The organism is Streptomyces sp. NPDC053750 (genome assembly GCF_044544295.1).
Lineage (GTDB): Bacteria > Actinomycetota > Actinomycetes > Streptomycetales > Streptomycetaceae > Streptomyces.
The window spans coordinates 89,364-105,342 of record NZ_JBITXB010000020.1 but is presented as its reverse complement, the minus strand read 5'-3'; the positions used below and the strand labels follow the sequence as shown (position 1 = coordinate 105,342).

Here is a 15,979-nt window from a genome sequence, read left to right as displayed (position 1 = left end):
GGCGGCTTCGAAAGGTTGGATTTCGAGTGCGCCGGGTCAGCCGGCTACTCGTACGGCGAGTGCGTCGCCGATCTCCGAGGTGGAGCGGGCGGGCTTGTCCCCGCGCTCGCCGAGGTCGGCGGAGACCGCGTCCTCGATGCGGGCCGCCTCGGCCTCGTAGCCGAGGTGACGCAGCAGCAGGGCGACGGAGAGGACCGTGGCGGTGGGGTCCGCCTTGCCCTGGCCGGCGATGTCGGGCGCGGAACCGTGGACCGGCTCGAACATCGAGGGGAATTCGCCGGACGGGTTGATGTTCCCGCTCGCGGCGACGCCGATGCCGCCGGAGACGGCCGCGGCGAGGTCGGTGATGATGTCGCCGAAGAGGTTGTCGGTGACGATCACGTCGAAGCGGCCGGGGTCGGTGACGAGGTAGATCGTCGCGGCGTCGACGTGGATGTAGTCGGTGGTGACCTCGGGGTACTCCTCGGCCACCTTGTTGAAGACGTTCGTCCACAGGTGACCCGCGAAGGTCAGCACGTTGTTCTTGTGCACCAGCGTGAGCTTCTTGCGGGGGCGGGCCTGCGCGCGGGCGAAGGCGTCGCGGACCACGCGCTCGACACCGTAGGCCGTGTTGACGGAGACCTCGGTGGCGACCTCGTGCTCGGTGCCCTTGCGGATGGTGCCGCCGTTGCCGGTGTACGGGCCCTCGGTGCCCTCGCGGACGACGACGAAGTCGATCTCGGGCTGACCGGCGAGCGGGGTGGCGACGCCGGGCAGCAGCTTGCTCGGACGCAGGTTGACGTGGTGGTCGAAGGCGAAACGGAGCTTGAGCAGGAAGCCGCGCTCCAGGACGCCGGACGGCACCGACGGGTCGCCGATCGCGCCGAGCAGGATGGCGTCGTGGGCCTTGAGGGCGTCGAGGTCGGCGTCGGTGAGGGTCTCACCGGTGGCGTGGTAGCGCCGGGCGCCGAAGTCGAACTCCTTGGTCTCCAGCTTCACATCCTGCGGGAGGACGGCGGAGAGGACCTTCAGACCTTCGGCCACGACCTCCTGGCCGATGCCGTCACCGGGAATCACTGCGAGATTGAGGCTGCGAGACATGACGGCACCCTATCGCCCGTCCCACGGGATGACACGCGACGTCCGCCATACGGACGCCGCTGTCGTCCGCGCGGCTCAGTGACCGGTGGCGCCGCCGTTGTCCCGGCGGTCGAGGGCGCGCTGGAGTGCGGCGGCGGCGTTCTTGCGGTCGGAGTCGCTGGTACGGGAGAGGTGGCGGACTCGGCGGCGGACGGTCGTCTCGGCCATGGGGATCGACTCCTTCGGCACAGCACACGAGGGTGCGGAGAAAGGGGGATTACGAGACGCCGGAAGGGACGGGGAGTCACGGGCCGCAGGGGTTGCCTGCACGGGGCCCGGCTCACGACCGCCATTCGCTTGATCGAGCGAGACGTTCGGCTCCTACAAAACTAGGGGAGGAGCGCGCCCCTGTCTCCACAATTACTCGGACTTCCTACTATCTGAGACGGTGGAGTGGATCACACGGCACCGACCTGCGGTTTCGCACGCCTGGTCCACACGACTGATCCTCCGGGCACCGTGTGGTACCGCGTTCCGGCCGGGGGAACGGTGAGGACATGAACGACACGGCCAAGGCACTTCTCGAGGGCGGCCCGCAGGATCTGCCCGAACGGGTCGTCCCGATCACCACGCCCGGGGAGGACCTGAAGATCGAGCTGCGGAACGGCTACGAGCACTTCAGGCCCACCGACCGCCACTCCGACACACCGGAAGGCAGGCTCCGGGTCTACGAGTGGTGGGAGCGCACGGAGATGCCCGGCTAGGCCCTGGGCCCGGTCGCACGCGGACGGGCCAGGTCCGAAGACCTGGCCCGTCCGGGTTGCGTGGGGTGTCAGCCCATGTGCGGGTACGTGTAGTCGGTCGGCGGGACCAGCGTCTCCTTGATGGCGCGGGTCAGGGTCCAGCGCATCAGGTTCTGCGGGGCGCCGGCCTTGTCGTTGGTGCCGGAGGCACGGCCGCCGCCGAAGGGCTGCTGGCCGACGACGGCGCCGGTCGACTTGTCGTTGATGTAGAAGTTGCCGGCCGCGTAGCGCAGCTTCTCCATCGTGTACGCCGCCGCCGCGCGGTCGCCCGAGATGACCGAGCCGGTGAGGGCGTAGTCGGAGACCGACTCCATCTGGGTCAGCATCTCGTCGTACGCGTCGGCCTTGCTGTCGTCGTACACGTACACGGCGAGGAACGGACCGAAGTACTCCGTGCGGAAGACCTCGTTCTCCGGGTCGCTGCACTCGACGACCGTCGGGCGGACGAAGTAGCCGACCGAGTCGTCGTAGGAGCCGCCCGCGACGATCGTGCAGGCCTCGTCCTCCTTGGCCCGGTCGATGGCGGCCTTGTTCTTGGCGAAGGACCGCTCGTCGATGACGGCGCCGATGAAGTTCGACAGGTCGGTGACGTCACCCATGGTGAGGTAGTCGACCTCGGCGGCGAACTCCTCCTTGAAGCCGTCGTTCCAGATCGACGCCGGGATGTACGCGCGGGAGGTCGCGCTGCACTTCTGGCCCTGGTACTCGAAGGCACCGCGGGTCAGGGCGGTCTTCAGCACCGCGCGGTCGGCCGACGGGTGGGCGACCAGGAAGTCCTTGCCGCCGGTCTCGCCGACCAGGCGCGGGTAGGTGCGGTACTTCTCGATGTTGTTGCCGACCGTCTTCCACAGGTGCTGGAAGGTCTTGGTCGAGCCGGTGAAGTGGATGCCCGCGAGGTCGCGGTGCTCCAGGGCGACCTCGGAGACCGCGATGCCGTCACCGGTGACCAGGTTGATGACGCCCTTGGGCAGCCCGGCCTCCTCCAGGAGCTGCATGAGCAGCACGGCGGCGTGGGTCTGCGTGGGGGACGGCTTCCAGACCACCACGTTGCCCATCAGGGCCGGCGCGGTGGGCAGGTTGGCCGCGATCGCACTGAAGTTGAACGGCGTGATCGCGTAGACGAAGCCCTCCAGCGGGCGGTGGTCCATGCGGTTCCACACGCCCGGGGAGTTGGCCGGGGGCTGCTCGGCCAGGATGTTGCGGGCGTAGTGCACGTTGAAGCGCCAGAAGTCGATCAGCTCGCAGGGGCTGTCGATCTCGGCCTGCTGGGCCGTCTTGGACTGGCCGAGCATGGTGGAGGCGGCGATGGTCTCGCGCCACGGACCGGACAGCAGCTCGGCGGCGCGCAGGATGATCGCCGCGCGGTCGTCGAAGGACATCGCGCGCCACGCCGGGGCGGCGGCCAGGGCGGCGTCGATCGCGTCCTGGGCGTCCTGCTGGGTGGCGTTCGCGTACGTGCCCAGGCGCGCCTTGTGGTTGTGCGGCTGCACGACGTCGAAGCGCTCACCGCCGCCCATCCGCTTCACACCGCCGATGGTGCAGGGCAGGTCGATCGGGTTGTCGGCCAGCTCCTTGAGCTTGGCCTCCAGACGGGCACGCTCGGGCGAGCCGGGGGCGTAGCCGTGCACCGGCTCGTTGACGGGGGTGGGGACCTGGGTCACAGCGTCCATGGGTTCCGTAACTCCTTGACTTCAGCGGGTTGTGCGAGCGGGTGCGGGCTCAGCCCTTGGTGACCATCGAGCGGGCGAAGAACCGGAGGTTGGCCGGCTTCTCCGCCAGACGGCGCATGAAGTAGCCGTACCAGTCGGTGCCGTAGGCGGTGTACACGCGCATGCGGTGACCCTCGGCGGCCAGCCTCAGGTGCTCGTCGCCGCGGATGCCGTACAGCATCTGGAACTCGTACTCGTCGAGCTTGCGCCCGGCGGTGCGGGCCAGCTCCTGCGCGATGGAGATCAGGCGCGGGTCGTGGGACCCGATCATCGGGTAGCCCTCGCCCTCCATCAGGGTGCGCAGGATGCGGACGTACGCCTTGTCAATCTCGTGGCGCTGCTGGTACGCGACCTCTGCGGGCTCCTTGTAGGCGCCCTTCACCAACCGTACGCGACTGCCGTTGTCGGCGAGGCGGCGCGCGTCGGCCTCGGTGCGAAAGAGGTACGCCTGGATGACGCAGCCGGTCCCCGGGAAGTCCTTCCGCAGCTCCTCGTGGATGGCGAACATCGAGTCGAGGGTGGTGTGGTCCTCGGCGTCGAGGGTGACCGTGGTGCCGATCCCGGCGGCGGCCTCGACGACCGGGCGGACGTTGGCGAGGGCCAGCTCGTGGCCACCGTCCAGCGCCTGGCCGAACATCGACAGCTTCACCGACATCTCGGCGCGGGTGCCGAGGTCCAGCGGCTTCAGCCGGTCGATCAGCTCCAGGTAGGCGTCGCGGGCGGCCTCGGCCTGCGCGGGGTTCGTGATGTCCTCGCCGACGACGTCCATCGTCAGTTCCAGGCCCTGGTCGGTGAGGTCCCGGACGATCGGCACGATCTCGTCGACCGTCTCGCCGGGGATGAAGCGGTCGACGACCGGCTTGGTCACCGGCGCGGCCGAGACCAGACGACGCATCCGGTCGCTGCGCGACGCGGCGAGAATCACGGGACCCAGCACGGGGCACCTCCACTTACCAACCAACACGAGGCCGTAGCCCGACGAACGGGGGACGGCACGGAGAACCACCGTGAAATCTAAGGATCCTCCCGATCGTCGGCCATCGACAGCTGTCACGCATCCGTGCCGCAGATCTCAGACAGATGTATGAAGCGCGGGCGCAAATGCGGCAGAATGCCCGGGTGACGACGGATTCCAAGGGTGACTACCAGGAGCTGGTCGACGAGATCTCGGAGCTGCTGGGCGCACCCGCGACCCTGGAGAACCGGGACTTCGAGCTGATCGCCTTCGGCGCGTACGACAGCGAGGGCGACCTCGACCCCTCCGCCCTGGACCCCGTGCGCACCCGCTCGATCCTCACCCGGCGGTCCACGGCGGCCGTGCGGGCCTGGTTCGAGAGCTTCGGCATCACCCGCGCGACCGGCCCGGTCCGCATTCCCCCGACCCCGGAGGCGGGGGTGTACCGGGGCCGCACCTGTCTGCCGGTACGCCATCGGGGTGTCGTCCTGGGGTACGTGTGGCTCCTGGACACCGACCCGGGACCGACGGAGCGGCAGCTGGCGGCCGCCATGGAGGTCACGGCCCGGATCGGCGCACTGCTCGCGGACGAGGCGCAGCACGGCGCGGACCTGAGCCGGGAGCTGCGGGCGGTGCTGACCGCCGAGCGGGACTGGCAGCGGGACATGGCCGTGGCCGAGCTGCGCACCGCGCTCGGCTCCCGCGCGGACACCCTGCACGCCGTGGTGTGCGTGGCCCCCTGGCCGTCCACCGACCCCGACGACGCGCCCTCGGTGCGTACGGTGCCCGGGGCGACGGCACTGTGCACGGTGCCGTGGGGGCCGGTGGCGGCCCGGTCGCTGGCGCTGCTGGTCCGGCTGCGCTCGGCCGACGTGCTGACACCGGCGACGTCGGCGGCGGGGCGGTTGCTGGAGCGGGCGCGGGGCGCGGGCGGCACCGGCGCCCCGGCGGGGGTCGCGGCCGGGGTCTCCGCGCCGCGCACCGGGCTGGCGGAGCTGGGCACCGCCTGGTGGGAGGCCTCGGCGGCGGCCCGGGCGGCGCGCGCCGAGACCCGGTTCGGCCCGGTCGCCGAGTGGACGTCCATCGGGCCGTTCCGCCTGCTGACCGCGCTGCCTCCGCAGTCGGCGCACGACCCCGCCGTACGGGTGCTCCTCTCCCCCGCCCACCGGGAACTGGCCCGCACCGCCGAGGCGTACCTCGACTGCGCGGGCCAGGCCGGCCGCACGGCCGCCGAGCTGGGCATCCACCGCCAGACGCTGTACTACCGCCTCTCCCGCGTCGAGCAGCTCACGGGCCTGGACCTGGACGACGGGGAGGACCGGCTGCTGCTGCACATGGCGCTCAAGGCCTACGGTCTCTGAGGGCCCCGACACGGCAAAGCCGGACGGCTGAGCAGCTCAGCCGTCCGGCGTTTGAAGAAGCGCCCGTTCAGGGGTCCGGCCCCCGGGTCGCGTCAGGCCAGGTTCACCGACCGGGCCGACGTCGCGCCGATCTCCGCCGCGACCTCCGCCAGCACCGCGGAGGGCACCGTGTCGTCGACGGTCAGGACGGCCAGCGCCTCGCCGCCGACCGTGGCACGGGCGACCTGCATGCCGGCGATGTTGATGCCGGCCTCGCCGATGACGCGGCCGACGGTGCCGACGACGCCGGGACGGTCCTCGTAGCGCAGGACGACCATGTGGTCGGCGAGGGCGAGGTCCACGTCGTAGTCACCGACGGCGACGATCTTCTGGAGGTGCTTCGGGCCGGCCAGCGTGCCGGAGACCGACACCTCCTCGCCGTCCGAGAGGGTGCCGCGCACGGTGACCACGTTGCGGTGCTCCGGGGACTCCGAGCTGGTGGTCAGGCGGACCTCGACGCCGCGCTCCTGGGCGAACAGCGGGGCGTTGACGTACGACACGGTCTCGTCGACGACGTCCTCGAAGACGCCCTTGAGGGCGGAGAGCTCCAGCACCTTCACGTCGTGCTGGGTGATCTCGCCGTAGACCTCGACGTCGAGGCGGACGGCGACCTCGCCGGCGAGCGCGGTGAAGATGCGGCCGAGGCGCTCGGCGAGCGGCAGGCCCGGCTTGACGTCCTCGGCGATGACGCCGCCCTGGACGTTGACCGCGTCGGGGACCAGCTCACCGGCGAGGGCGAGGCGGACCGACTTGGCGACGGCGATGCCGGCCTTCTCCTGGGCCTCGTCGGTGGAGGCGCCGAGGTGCGGGGTGGCGACGACCTGGTCGAACTCGAACAGCGGCGAGTCGGTGCAGGGCTCCTTGGCGTACACGTCGAGGCCGGCGCCGGCGACGCGGCCCTCCTTCAGCGCCGAGTACAGCGCCTCCTCGTCGACGATGCCGCCGCGCGCGGCGTTGACGATGCGGACGCTCGGCTTGACCTTGCGCAGCGCCTCGTCGCCGATCAGGCCGAGGGTCTCGGGGGTCTTGGGCAGGTGGACGGTGATGAAGTCGGAGACCTCGAGCAGCTCGTCCAGCGACAGCACCTTGACGCCCATCTGGGCGGCGCGCGCGGGCTGCACGTAGGGGTCGTAGGCGACGACCTTCATGCCGAAGGCCGACATGCGCTGCGCGACGAGGGCGCCGATGCGGCCGAGGCCGACGACGCCGAGGGTCTTCTCGGCGAGCTCGACGCCGGTGTACTTGCTGCGCTTCCACTCGCCGTTCTTCAGCGCGGCGTTGGCCTGCGGGATGTTGCGGGCCGTCGCGATGAGCAGGCCGCAGGCGAGTTCGGCGGCGGTCACGATGTTGGAGGTCGGGGCGTTGACCACCATGACGCCGGCCTTGGTGGCGGCGGAGACGTCCACATTGTCCAGGCCGACACCGGCGCGGGCGACGACCTTGAGCTTCTTGGCGGCGGCGATGGCCTCGGCGTCGACCTTGGTGGCGGAGCGGACCAGGATCGCGTCCACATCGGCGATGGCGGGGAGAAGTTCGGCCCGGTCCGCGCCGTTGCACTGGCGGATCTCGAAGTCGGGGCCGAGCGCGTCCACGGTCGCGGGCGACAGCTCTTCGGCGATGAGTACGACGGGTTTCGAGCTCACGTGAGTCCTCACAAGTCCAATGCGGACGGCCGTCCCGACGGCCGCAGGCGGTGGAGGGTTGGTGGCCGCGTGGAAGACGCACGACGCTGTGGGCCTGACGCGTATGTTGTGCAGCAGTCTAGTGGCGTGGCGGACGTCGTCCTGCGCCTCTGCGGAAGGATCACCCGTCCGTGGCTGGACGGGGTGGACAACGCCGCGCTTCCGACGTTACCCCGGGTTCGCCGAAGGGGCCGGAGCAGCATCGCTCCGGCCCCCGGCGGTGAGGCTTACGCCTCCTCGTCGACCCAGCTCATGAGCTTGCGCAGCTCCTTGCCGGTGGTCTCCAGCAGGTGCTCGGAGTCCTGCTGCTTGTACTCGTTGTACTTCTTCAGACCGCCGTGGTACTCGTCCATCCAGTTCTTGGCGAAGGTGCCGTCCTGGATCTCGGCGAGGACCTTCTTCATCTCGGCCTTGGTGGCGTCGGTGATGATCCGCGGGCCGGTGACGTAGTCGCCCCACTCGGCGGTCTCGGAGATCGACCAGCGCATCTTCTCCAGGCCGCCCTCGTACATGAGGTCCACGATGAGCTTCAGCTCGTGCAGGCACTCGAAGTAGGCGATCTCCGGCTGGTAGCCGGCCTCGGTCAGGGTCTCGAAGCCCGCCTTGACCAGCGCCGCGGTGCCACCGCAGAGGACGGCCTGCTCGCCGAAGAGGTCGGTCTCGGTCTCCTCGGTGAAGGTCGTCTTGATGACGCCGGCGCGGGTGCCGCCGATGCCCTTGGCGTACGACAGGGCCAGCGCGAAGCCGTTGCCCGTGGCGTCCTGCTCGACGGCGGCGATGCAGGGAACGCCGCGGCCCTCCTCGTACTGACGGCGCACCAGGTGGCCCGGGCCCTTGGGGGCGACCATGCAGACGTCCACGCCGGCCGGGGGCTTGATGAAGCCGTAGCGGATGTTCAGGCCGTGCCCGAAGAACAGGGCGTCGCCGTCCTTCAGGTTGTCCTTGATGTGCTCCTCGTAGACCTGGGCCTGGATGGGGTCCGGGACGAGGATCATGATGACGTCGGCCTCGGCGGCGGCCTCGGACGGGCTCACCACGCGCAGGCCCTGCTCCTCGGCCTTGGCCTTGGACTTGGAGCCCTCGTGCAGACCGACGCGCACGTCGACGCCGGAGTCGCGCAGCGACAGGGCGTGGGCGTGGCCCTGGCTGCCGTACCCGATGACCGCGACCTTGCGGCCCTGGATGATGGACAGGTCGGCGTCGGCGTCGTAGAACAGCTCGGCCACTGGGTTCTCTCCTTGTGTGCAGGTGTTGCGTCCCACCGTATGCCGGTGGAGGGAAGGGAAGTTTCGGGGTCTCGGAATGCGGGCGGCCGGGCGTGGCGCCGACCGCCCGTTTCCGTCGTTATGCGGACCGGTCGAGTGCGCGCAGCGAGCGGTCCGTGATCGAACGGGCGCCGCGGCCGATGGCGATCGTGCCGGACTGGACGAGTTCCTTGATGCCGTACGGTTCCAGCATCTTGAGCATGGCGGACAGCTTGTCGCTGCTGCCGGTGGCCTCGATGGTGACGGCCTCCGGGGAGACGTCGACGGTCTTGGCGCGGAAGAGCTGGACGATCTCGACGATCTGGGAGCGCGTCTCGTTGTCGGAGCGCACCTTCACCAGAACGAGTTCGCGCTGGACCGCCTGGCCGGCCTCCAGCTCGACGATCTTGAGCACGTTGACCAGCTTGTTGAGCTGCTTGGTGACCTGCTCCAGCGGGAAGTCCTCGACACTCACCACGATGGTGATGCGGGAGATGTCGGGGTGTTCGGTGACGCCGACGGCGAGGGAGTCGATGTTGAAGCCGCGGCGGGAGAAGAGGGCGGTGATCCGCGCCAGGACGCCGGGGGTGTTCTCCACCAGGACGGAGAGCGTGTGCTTGGACATGGTCTCTTCGGTCTCTCTCGCTCAGTCGTCTTCGTTGTCGCCGAAGTCGGGGCGGACGTCCCGGGCGGCCATGATCTCGTCGTTGGAGGTGCCGGCGGCGACCATCGGCCACACCATCGCGTCCTCGTGGACGATGAAGTCGACGACGACGGGACGGTCGTTGATCGAGTTCGCCTCCTCGATGACCTTGTCGAGGTCGGCCGGGTCCTCGCAGCGGATGGCGTAGCAGCCCATGGCCTCCGACAGCTTCACGAAGTCGGGGACGCGGGTGCCGCGGGCCTCGGGGTTGACGTCGTCGGGGCCGGAGTGCAGCACCGTGTTGGAGTACCGCTGGTTGTAGAACAGGGTCTGCCACTGGCGGACCATCCCGAGGGCGCCGTTGTTGATGACGGCGACCTTGATCGGGATGTTGTTCAGGGCGCAGGTGGTCAGTTCCTGGTTGGTCATCTGGAAGCAGCCGTCGCCGTCGATCGCCCAGACGGTGCGGTCGGGGACGCCGGCCTTGGCGCCCATGGCGGCGGGGACGGCGTAGCCCATGGTCCCGGCGCCGCCGGAGTTCAGCCAGGTGGCGGGCTGCTCGTACTGGACGAAGTGCGCGGCCCACATCTGGTGCTGGCCGACGCCGGCCGCGAAGACGGTGCCCTCGGGCGCCAGCTGCCCGATGCGCTCGATGACCTGCTGCGGGGAGAGCGAACCGTCCGCCGGCTGGTCGTAGCCGAGGGGGTAGGTGTCGCGCCAGCGGCTGAGGTCCTTCCACCAGGCGGTGTAGTCGCCCTGGTTGCCCTCGCTGTGCTCCTTCTGGACGGCCTGCACCAGGTCGGCGATGACCTCGCGGGCGTCACCGACGATCGGCACGTCGGCGGCGCGGTTCTTGCCGATCTCGGCCGGGTCGATGTCGGCGTGGACGATCTTGGCGTACGGGGCGAAGCTGTCCAGCTTGCCGGTGACGCGGTCGTCGAAGCGGGCGCCGAGGGCGACGATCAGGTCGGCCTTCTGCAGCGCGGTGACGGCGGTGACCGCACCGTGCATGCCCGGCATTCCCACGTGCAGCGGGTGGCTGTCGGGGAATGCGCCGAGCGCCATCAGGGTGGTGGTGACGGGCGCTCCGGTGAGTTCGGCGAGGACCCTCAGCTCGGCGGTGGCCTGTGCCTTGAGGACGCCGCCGCCGACGTAGAGGACCGGGCGCTTGGCGGCGGTGATGAGCTTGGCCGCCTCGCGGATCTGCTTGGCGTGCGGCTTGGTGACGGGACGGTAGCCGGGCAGGTCCATGACCGGCGGCCAGGAGAAGGTGGTCTTCTTCTGGAGGATGTCCTTGGGAATGTCGACCAGGACCGGGCCGGGGCGGCCGGTGGAGGCGATGTGGAACGCCTGCGCGATCACCCGGGGGATGTCCTCGGCCTTGGTGACCAGGAAGCTGTGCTTGGTGACCGGCATGGTGATGCCGACGATGTCCGCCTCCTGGAAGGCGTCCGTGCCGATCGAGGAGGACACCACCTGGCCGGTGATCGCGACCAGCGGCACGGAGTCCATGTGCGCGTCGGCGATCGGGGTGACCAGGTTGGTGGCGCCGGGTCCGGAGGTCGCCATGCAGACGCCCACCTTGCCGGTGGCCTGCGCGTAGCCGGTGGCGGCGTGGCCGGCGCCCTGCTCGTGACGGACCAGGACGTGGCGCACCTTGGTGGAGTCCATCAGCGGGTCGTACGCCGGAAGGATCGTGCCGCCGGGGATGCCGAATACCGTGTCGGCGCCGACCTCCTCGAGAGAGCGGATGAGGGACTGCGCACCCGTGACGTGCTCGGGGGCGGACTGTCCTCCGGATCGGGGCCGCGGCTGCGGGTGATGGGCCCCGGTGGCCTGCTCGGTCATCGGCATTCTCTTCTCGATGCTGAGGGTTTTGATGCTGGGGTTTTTGCGAGGTTTCGGACGGTGTGTGACTGTTGCTCAGCAGTGCTGGTGCAACAAAAAACCCCTCGTGCCATAAGGCAAGCGAGGGGAGCGCGCCGAGTGTGGGTCGCGGGGAGTCCGGATCGGTCCGGACGTCACCTGCTCAGCCGACGCGCTTTCCAAGTACGAGAATTCGGGTGCGCATGGCACTGACCTTCCTCCCGGCACGCCCCCACTGTCAAGTGGGTGGGACGGGAGTCTCATTATGTGAGCGCAGGGACGTGCCACCACGCAGGACGACCGGGAGCCCGGAGGTGACGCCGCCCGCGAACGCCGGTTCCACAGGTCCGTGCGGCACCGGGTAGTGGCCGGTCTTGAGGGCTCTGCGCAGCCGGTACTCGTCCAGCGGCCCGGAGAACGCCATGCCCTGTCCGTGGGTGCAGCCCATCGCGCGCAGGGCGACGATCTGCTCGGGCAGGTCCACGCCGTCGGCCACGGACTTCAGTCCGAGGTCGGTGGCGATGCGCAGCAGACCGCTGGTGATCTTGTGCAGCCGCGCCGACTCCACGACGCCCTCGACCAGGCCGCGGTCGAGCTTGAGGACGTCCACGGGCAGGCGCCGCAGCGCGGTGATCGCCGCGTATCCGCTGCCGAAGCCGTCCAGGGCGATGCGGACGCCCACCCTCCGCAGCGCGTTCAGGCGACGGTCCAGCTCGTCCAGGCCGACCCGTGGGTCGATGTCCGACAGCTCGATCACAAGGGAGCCGGGAGGCAGCCCGTGCCGGGTCAGCAGGGCTTCCACGGAGCCCAGCGGCATGGAGCGGTCCAGCAGCCGGCGGGCTCCGATGCGGACGGCCACGGCCGCCGACAGCCCGGCCGCCGCGCGTTCCGCCGCCTCCTCGACGGCCTCCTGGAGCACCCAGCGGTCCAGTTCGGCGGTCTTGTCGCCGTCCTCGGCCACGCGCAGGAACTCGGCGGGCGTGAACAGCACCCCCTGGGAGGAACGCCAGCGCGCCTGCGCGCAGACCGATGCGATCCGGCCGTCCGTCAGGGCGACCACCGGCTGGTGCAGCAGCGCGAACTCCCCGTCGTGCAACGCGGCCCGCAGGCGCGTGGCCAGCTCCGCCTTGCGCACGACGTCCTGCTGCATCTGCGGCCTGTACAGCTCGACGCGTCCCTTGCCGGCCGCCTTGGCCCGGTACATCGCGAGGTCGGCGTTGCGCAGCAGCTCGCCCGCGCCGAGGCCCGGTTCGGCGAAGGCCACGCCGATGGAGGCGTTGACACGGACATCGTTGCCGTCGATGAGGTAGGGCTGCGAGAGGGTCAGCCGGAGGCGGTCGGCGAGCTCCCGGATGTGCCCCTCGCGGGCGGTCCGGTCCCGGGCCCCGTCCCCGACGATCAGTGCCGCGAACTCGTCGCCGCCCAGCCGGGAGGCGGTGTCCCCCTTGCGGACGGCCTCGTGGAGCCTGCGGGCCGCCTGGACGAGCAGCTCGTCCCCGGCCTGGTGCCCGATGGTGTCGTTGACGGCCTTGAAGCCGTCGAGGTCGATGAAGAGCACCGCCGTACCGCGCAGGGCGGCGCCCCGGTCGGAGGCGCGGCGGCCGGACAGGGCCTGCTGGACGCGCCGGGTGAACAGGGCGCGGTTGGGCAGGTCGGTGAGCGGGTCGTGCTCGGCGTTGTGCTGGAGCTGCGCCTGGAGGCGCACTCTTTCGGTCACGTCCCGGCTGTTGAAGATCAGGCCGCCGTGGTGGCGGTTGACGGTGGACTCGACGTTGAGCCAGCCGCCGTCGCCGGAGCGGAAGCGGCACTCGATGCGGGTGGTGGGTTCCTCGGCCGGGCTGGCGGCGAGGAACCGGCGCACCTCGTGCACCACGCAGCCGAGGTCCTCCGGGTGGATGAGACCGGCCAGTTCGCTGCCGACGAGCTCCTCCGCGGGCCGCCCGTAGACCCCGGCGGCGGCCGGGGAGACGTAGCGGAGGACGCCGCTGGGGGCGGCGATCATGATGACGTCGCTGGAGCCCTGCACCAGGGAGCGGAAGTGGTTCTCCTTCTGGGCCAGTTCCTGGGTGAGGGTGATGTTGTCGAGCAGCATGATGCCCTGGCGTACGACGAGGGCGAGCACCACGGTGCCGCCCGTCAGCAGCACGACGCGGTCGACGCTGCGGCCGTTGAGGACGTTGTAGAGGATCCCCAGGGTGCAGACCGCGGCGGCGAGGTAGGGCGTGAGCGCGGCCAGCGACCCGGCGATGGGCCGGGAGACGGGATACCGGCCGCGCTCGCCCGGCCCGGGCACGGGCGGCGGCGCGGACGTGGATGCGGGCGCGGACGCCGACACGGAGCCCGCTGCGGACACGGCGCCCGGTGCGGACGTGGTGACCGATGCGTACGGGGAGACCGGTGCGTACGGGGAGACCGGTGCGGGCTGATGGCCGGCGCCGCGCTGTCCGGGCATGTGCTCGTGCACCACGCGTGTGTGCCCACCGCAACCGTCCTCCTCCGCCGGCCGCCCGCGCCGGGACGCGGCCCAGGGGGCGTACGCGAGCAGCAGCGAACCGGCGAACCAGCCCGCGTCGAGCAACTGGCCGGAGCGGTAGCTGTTGTGCAGCAGCGGCGAGGTGAACAGGGCGTCGCACATCACGGTCAGGGCGAGCGCGCCGATGGCGGTGTTGACGGCGGACCTGCAGACGGGTGACCGCCGGAAGTGCAGCGCGAGGACCATGCTGACGAGAGCGATGTCGAGCAGCGGGTACGCCACCGAGAGCGCGGAGTGCGCCACGCTGGAACCGCCCTCGGCCTTCGCCGCCTGAGCCAGCGCCAGACTCCAGGCCAGGGTCAGCAGCGAGCCGCCGATCAGCCAGGCGTCGAGCCCCAGGCAGATCCAGCCCGCCTTCGTCACCGGCCGCTTGGCGAGCACCAGCAGCCCCACGATGGCGGGCGGCGCGAAGCACAGGAAGAACAGGTCCGCGTAGCTGGGGCTGGGCACGGGCTGGCGCAGGACGACCTCGTGCCACCCCCAGACCAGATTGCCCAGGGCCGCCATCGCCGAGGAGAGGGCGAACAGCAGCCAGGCCGGTCGAAAGCGGACGCGGCGCCCCCGGGCGTAGAGGAAGCAGGAGACGGCGGCGGCGGCCGCGGCGGCGCTCAGCCCGAAGTCGCCCATGATCTTGGCGACGTACTCCGAACCCCAGCCGAGCGCGGACCCCACTGCGTATGCCGCGCAGACCGCGGCCAGCGCGAGCTGACGGACGAGGGTGGGCCGGCCGGTGAGGACGGAGGGCCGGGACGGCAGTGGTCCGGGCGGGGCCTGCGGGCGCAGCGCTCCGTCCAGAGTGGGCACGGGGGGCGGACTCACCGGATCCTCCTGGTCCGCGCGGTCGTGCGCCAGGGTCGCCGGCGGCGGCTCCGCCGCGTCGGGTCGTTCGTCCATAGGCCGTGCATCGCCCGTCGCCCCCCTCACAGTCTGAGATGCCCATCCCCGGCGCCGAACGGTGCGCGGCGCATCCCCTGTCGGACGATACACCAGGATCGTCACTCAGGGACATAGGTTCTCTACGCTCCGTGACGACCAGCGGTTACGCGCATACCCACCGCTTCCACGAGGTTGCGGAGGGTACCCGAAGCGGATTACGCGCCGGTCGTAAGGATCACGTTGCGCAACGGCTCCCGGTTCACGAAACGGCTCAACTGGTCCACCAGCAGCCGCTTGGCGCGCGGCAGAAAGGCGGAGGTCGGCCCGCCGACGTGCGGGCTGATGAGCGTGCCGGGAGCCTGCCACAAGGGGTGGCCGGGCGGCAGCGGTTCGGGGTCGGTCACGTCGAGGGCGGCCCTGAGGCGCCCGCTCTCCAGTTCGGCGAGCAACGCCTTCGTGTCGACGACGGGGCCGCGCGCGACGTTGACGAGCAGGGCCCCGTCCTTCATCCGGGCCAGGAACTCCGCGTCCACCAGGCCCCGGGTGGCCTCGGTGAGCGGGGTGGACAGGACGACGACGTCCGCCTCGGGGAGCAGGGCGGGGAGTTCGGTGAACGGGTGCACCGGGCCGCGCGCCGTGGTGCGGGCGGAGCGCGCGACGCGCACCACCGGCGCGACCTCGAACGGCACGAGCCGGTCCTCGATCGCGGCGCCGATCGATCCGTACCCGACGACGAGCACGTTCCGGTCGGCCAGCGCGGGCCGGAACCCGCCGAGCCACTCCCCCCGGTCCTGCGCCCGGACGAAGTCGGGGATGCCGCGCAGCGAGGCCAGGATCAGGGCGAGGGTGAGCTCCGCGGTGCTGGCCTCGTGCACGCCGCGCGCGTTGCACAGCCGTACGCCGGCGGGCAGGTGCTTGAGCCCCGGTTCCACGTGATCGATGCCGGCGGACAGGGTCTGGACGACCTGGACGGAGCGCATGTCCGGCAGCGGGCGTACGCCGATCCCGGTGGGCTTCATGTAGGGGACGACGTAGTACGCGCAGTCGGCCGGGTCGGCGGGGAAGGTCTCCTCGCCGTTCCAGTAACGGTAGACAGGGCCCTCGGGGAGGCCCTCGATCTCGTCCGGCGGGATGGGCAGCCACACGTCAGCAGTCATGGTCAGGAGGCTATGTCAGGGACGCGGAAGGGCAGAGGTTAGGTTGGGTGGC

At 70.7% G+C, this 15,979-nt stretch carries 12 protein-coding genes; 2 read left to right on the top strand and 10 right to left on the bottom strand.

Features of this window, described 5'->3' with window-relative positions; genetic code table 11:
- Positions 1-36: 36 nt before the first annotated feature.
- Both ACIGO6_RS35900 and ACIGO6_RS35895 read right to left on the bottom strand, forming a co-directional pair.
- Positions 37-1,080: a 3-isopropylmalate dehydrogenase gene (locus ACIGO6_RS35900; RefSeq protein WP_399883931.1), complete on the bottom strand. Its 1,044-nt coding sequence runs from the start codon at positions 1,078-1,080 to the stop codon at positions 37-39.
- A 75-nt stretch (positions 1,081-1,155) separates the two neighbouring features.
- Positions 1,156-1,287, bottom strand: coding sequence for a hypothetical protein (locus tag ACIGO6_RS35895; protein WP_007444772.1), 132 nt, complete (start codon positions 1,285-1,287; stop codon positions 1,156-1,158).
- Positions 1,288-1,616: 329 nt separating this feature from the next.
- On the opposite strand from ACIGO6_RS35895, the gene ACIGO6_RS35890 reads away from it, so the two are divergent.
- The gene (locus ACIGO6_RS35890; protein ID WP_399883929.1) at positions 1,617-1,823 is read left to right on the top strand and encodes a DUF5988 family protein; all 207 of its coding nucleotides are present in this window, start codon (positions 1,617-1,619) and stop codon (positions 1,821-1,823) included.
- 68 nt (positions 1,824-1,891) lie between these two features.
- Here the strand turns inward: ACIGO6_RS35890 and pruA are convergent, their stop codons facing one another.
- Positions 1,892-3,532 (bottom strand): L-glutamate gamma-semialdehyde dehydrogenase, encoded by a 1,641-nt coding sequence (pruA, locus tag ACIGO6_RS35885; RefSeq protein WP_399883927.1) that lies wholly within the window; start codon positions 3,530-3,532, stop codon positions 1,892-1,894.
- Positions 3,533-3,581: 49 nt separating this feature from the next.
- Positions 3,582-4,508 carry a proline dehydrogenase family protein gene (locus ACIGO6_RS35880; RefSeq protein ID WP_399883925.1) on the bottom strand — a complete coding sequence of 309 codons (927 nt, stop codon included), beginning with the start codon at positions 4,506-4,508 and terminating at the stop codon, positions 3,582-3,584.
- A gap of 164 nt (positions 4,509-4,672) precedes the next feature.
- Here ACIGO6_RS35880 and ACIGO6_RS35875 point away from each other — a divergent pair, with 164 nt between their 5' ends.
- Positions 4,673-5,887 carry a PucR family transcriptional regulator gene (locus ACIGO6_RS35875; protein ID WP_399883923.1) on the top strand — a complete coding sequence of 405 codons (1,215 nt, stop codon included), beginning with the start codon at positions 4,673-4,675 and terminating at the stop codon, positions 5,885-5,887.
- 92 nt (positions 5,888-5,979) lie between these two features.
- Here ACIGO6_RS35875 and serA read toward each other — a convergent pair whose 3' ends face one another.
- The 6 genes from serA to ACIGO6_RS35845 all read right to left on the bottom strand — a co-directional run bounded on the left by serA (position 5,980) and on the right by ACIGO6_RS35845 (position 15,927).
- The gene (serA, locus tag ACIGO6_RS35870; protein ID WP_399883921.1) at positions 5,980-7,569 is read right to left on the bottom strand and encodes a phosphoglycerate dehydrogenase; all 1,590 of its coding nucleotides are present in this window, start codon (positions 7,567-7,569) and stop codon (positions 5,980-5,982) included.
- Between the two features lie 266 nt (positions 7,570-7,835).
- A complete protein-coding gene (gene ilvC / locus ACIGO6_RS35865; RefSeq protein WP_073936415.1) occupies positions 7,836-8,834 on the bottom strand; it encodes a ketol-acid reductoisomerase in 999 nt (332 codons plus the stop codon).
- 118 nt (positions 8,835-8,952) lie between these two features.
- On the bottom strand, positions 8,953-9,477 hold the full coding sequence (ilvN, locus tag ACIGO6_RS35860) for an acetolactate synthase small subunit (RefSeq protein WP_399883918.1): 525 nt from the start codon (positions 9,475-9,477) through the stop codon (positions 8,953-8,955).
- Positions 9,478-9,498: 21 nt separating this feature from the next.
- A complete protein-coding gene (locus ACIGO6_RS35855) occupies positions 9,499-11,343 on the bottom strand; it encodes an acetolactate synthase large subunit (protein WP_399883915.1) in 1,845 nt (614 codons plus the stop codon).
- A 256-nt stretch (positions 11,344-11,599) separates the two neighbouring features.
- Entirely contained in the window at positions 11,600-14,713 is a 3,114-nt protein-coding gene (locus ACIGO6_RS35850; protein WP_399883959.1) for a putative bifunctional diguanylate cyclase/phosphodiesterase, read from the bottom strand.
- Positions 14,714-14,985: 272 nt separating this feature from the next.
- A complete protein-coding gene (locus tag ACIGO6_RS35845; RefSeq protein ID WP_399883913.1) occupies positions 14,986-15,927 on the bottom strand; it encodes a 2-hydroxyacid dehydrogenase in 942 nt (313 codons plus the stop codon).
- Positions 15,928-15,979 lie beyond the last annotated feature (52 nt).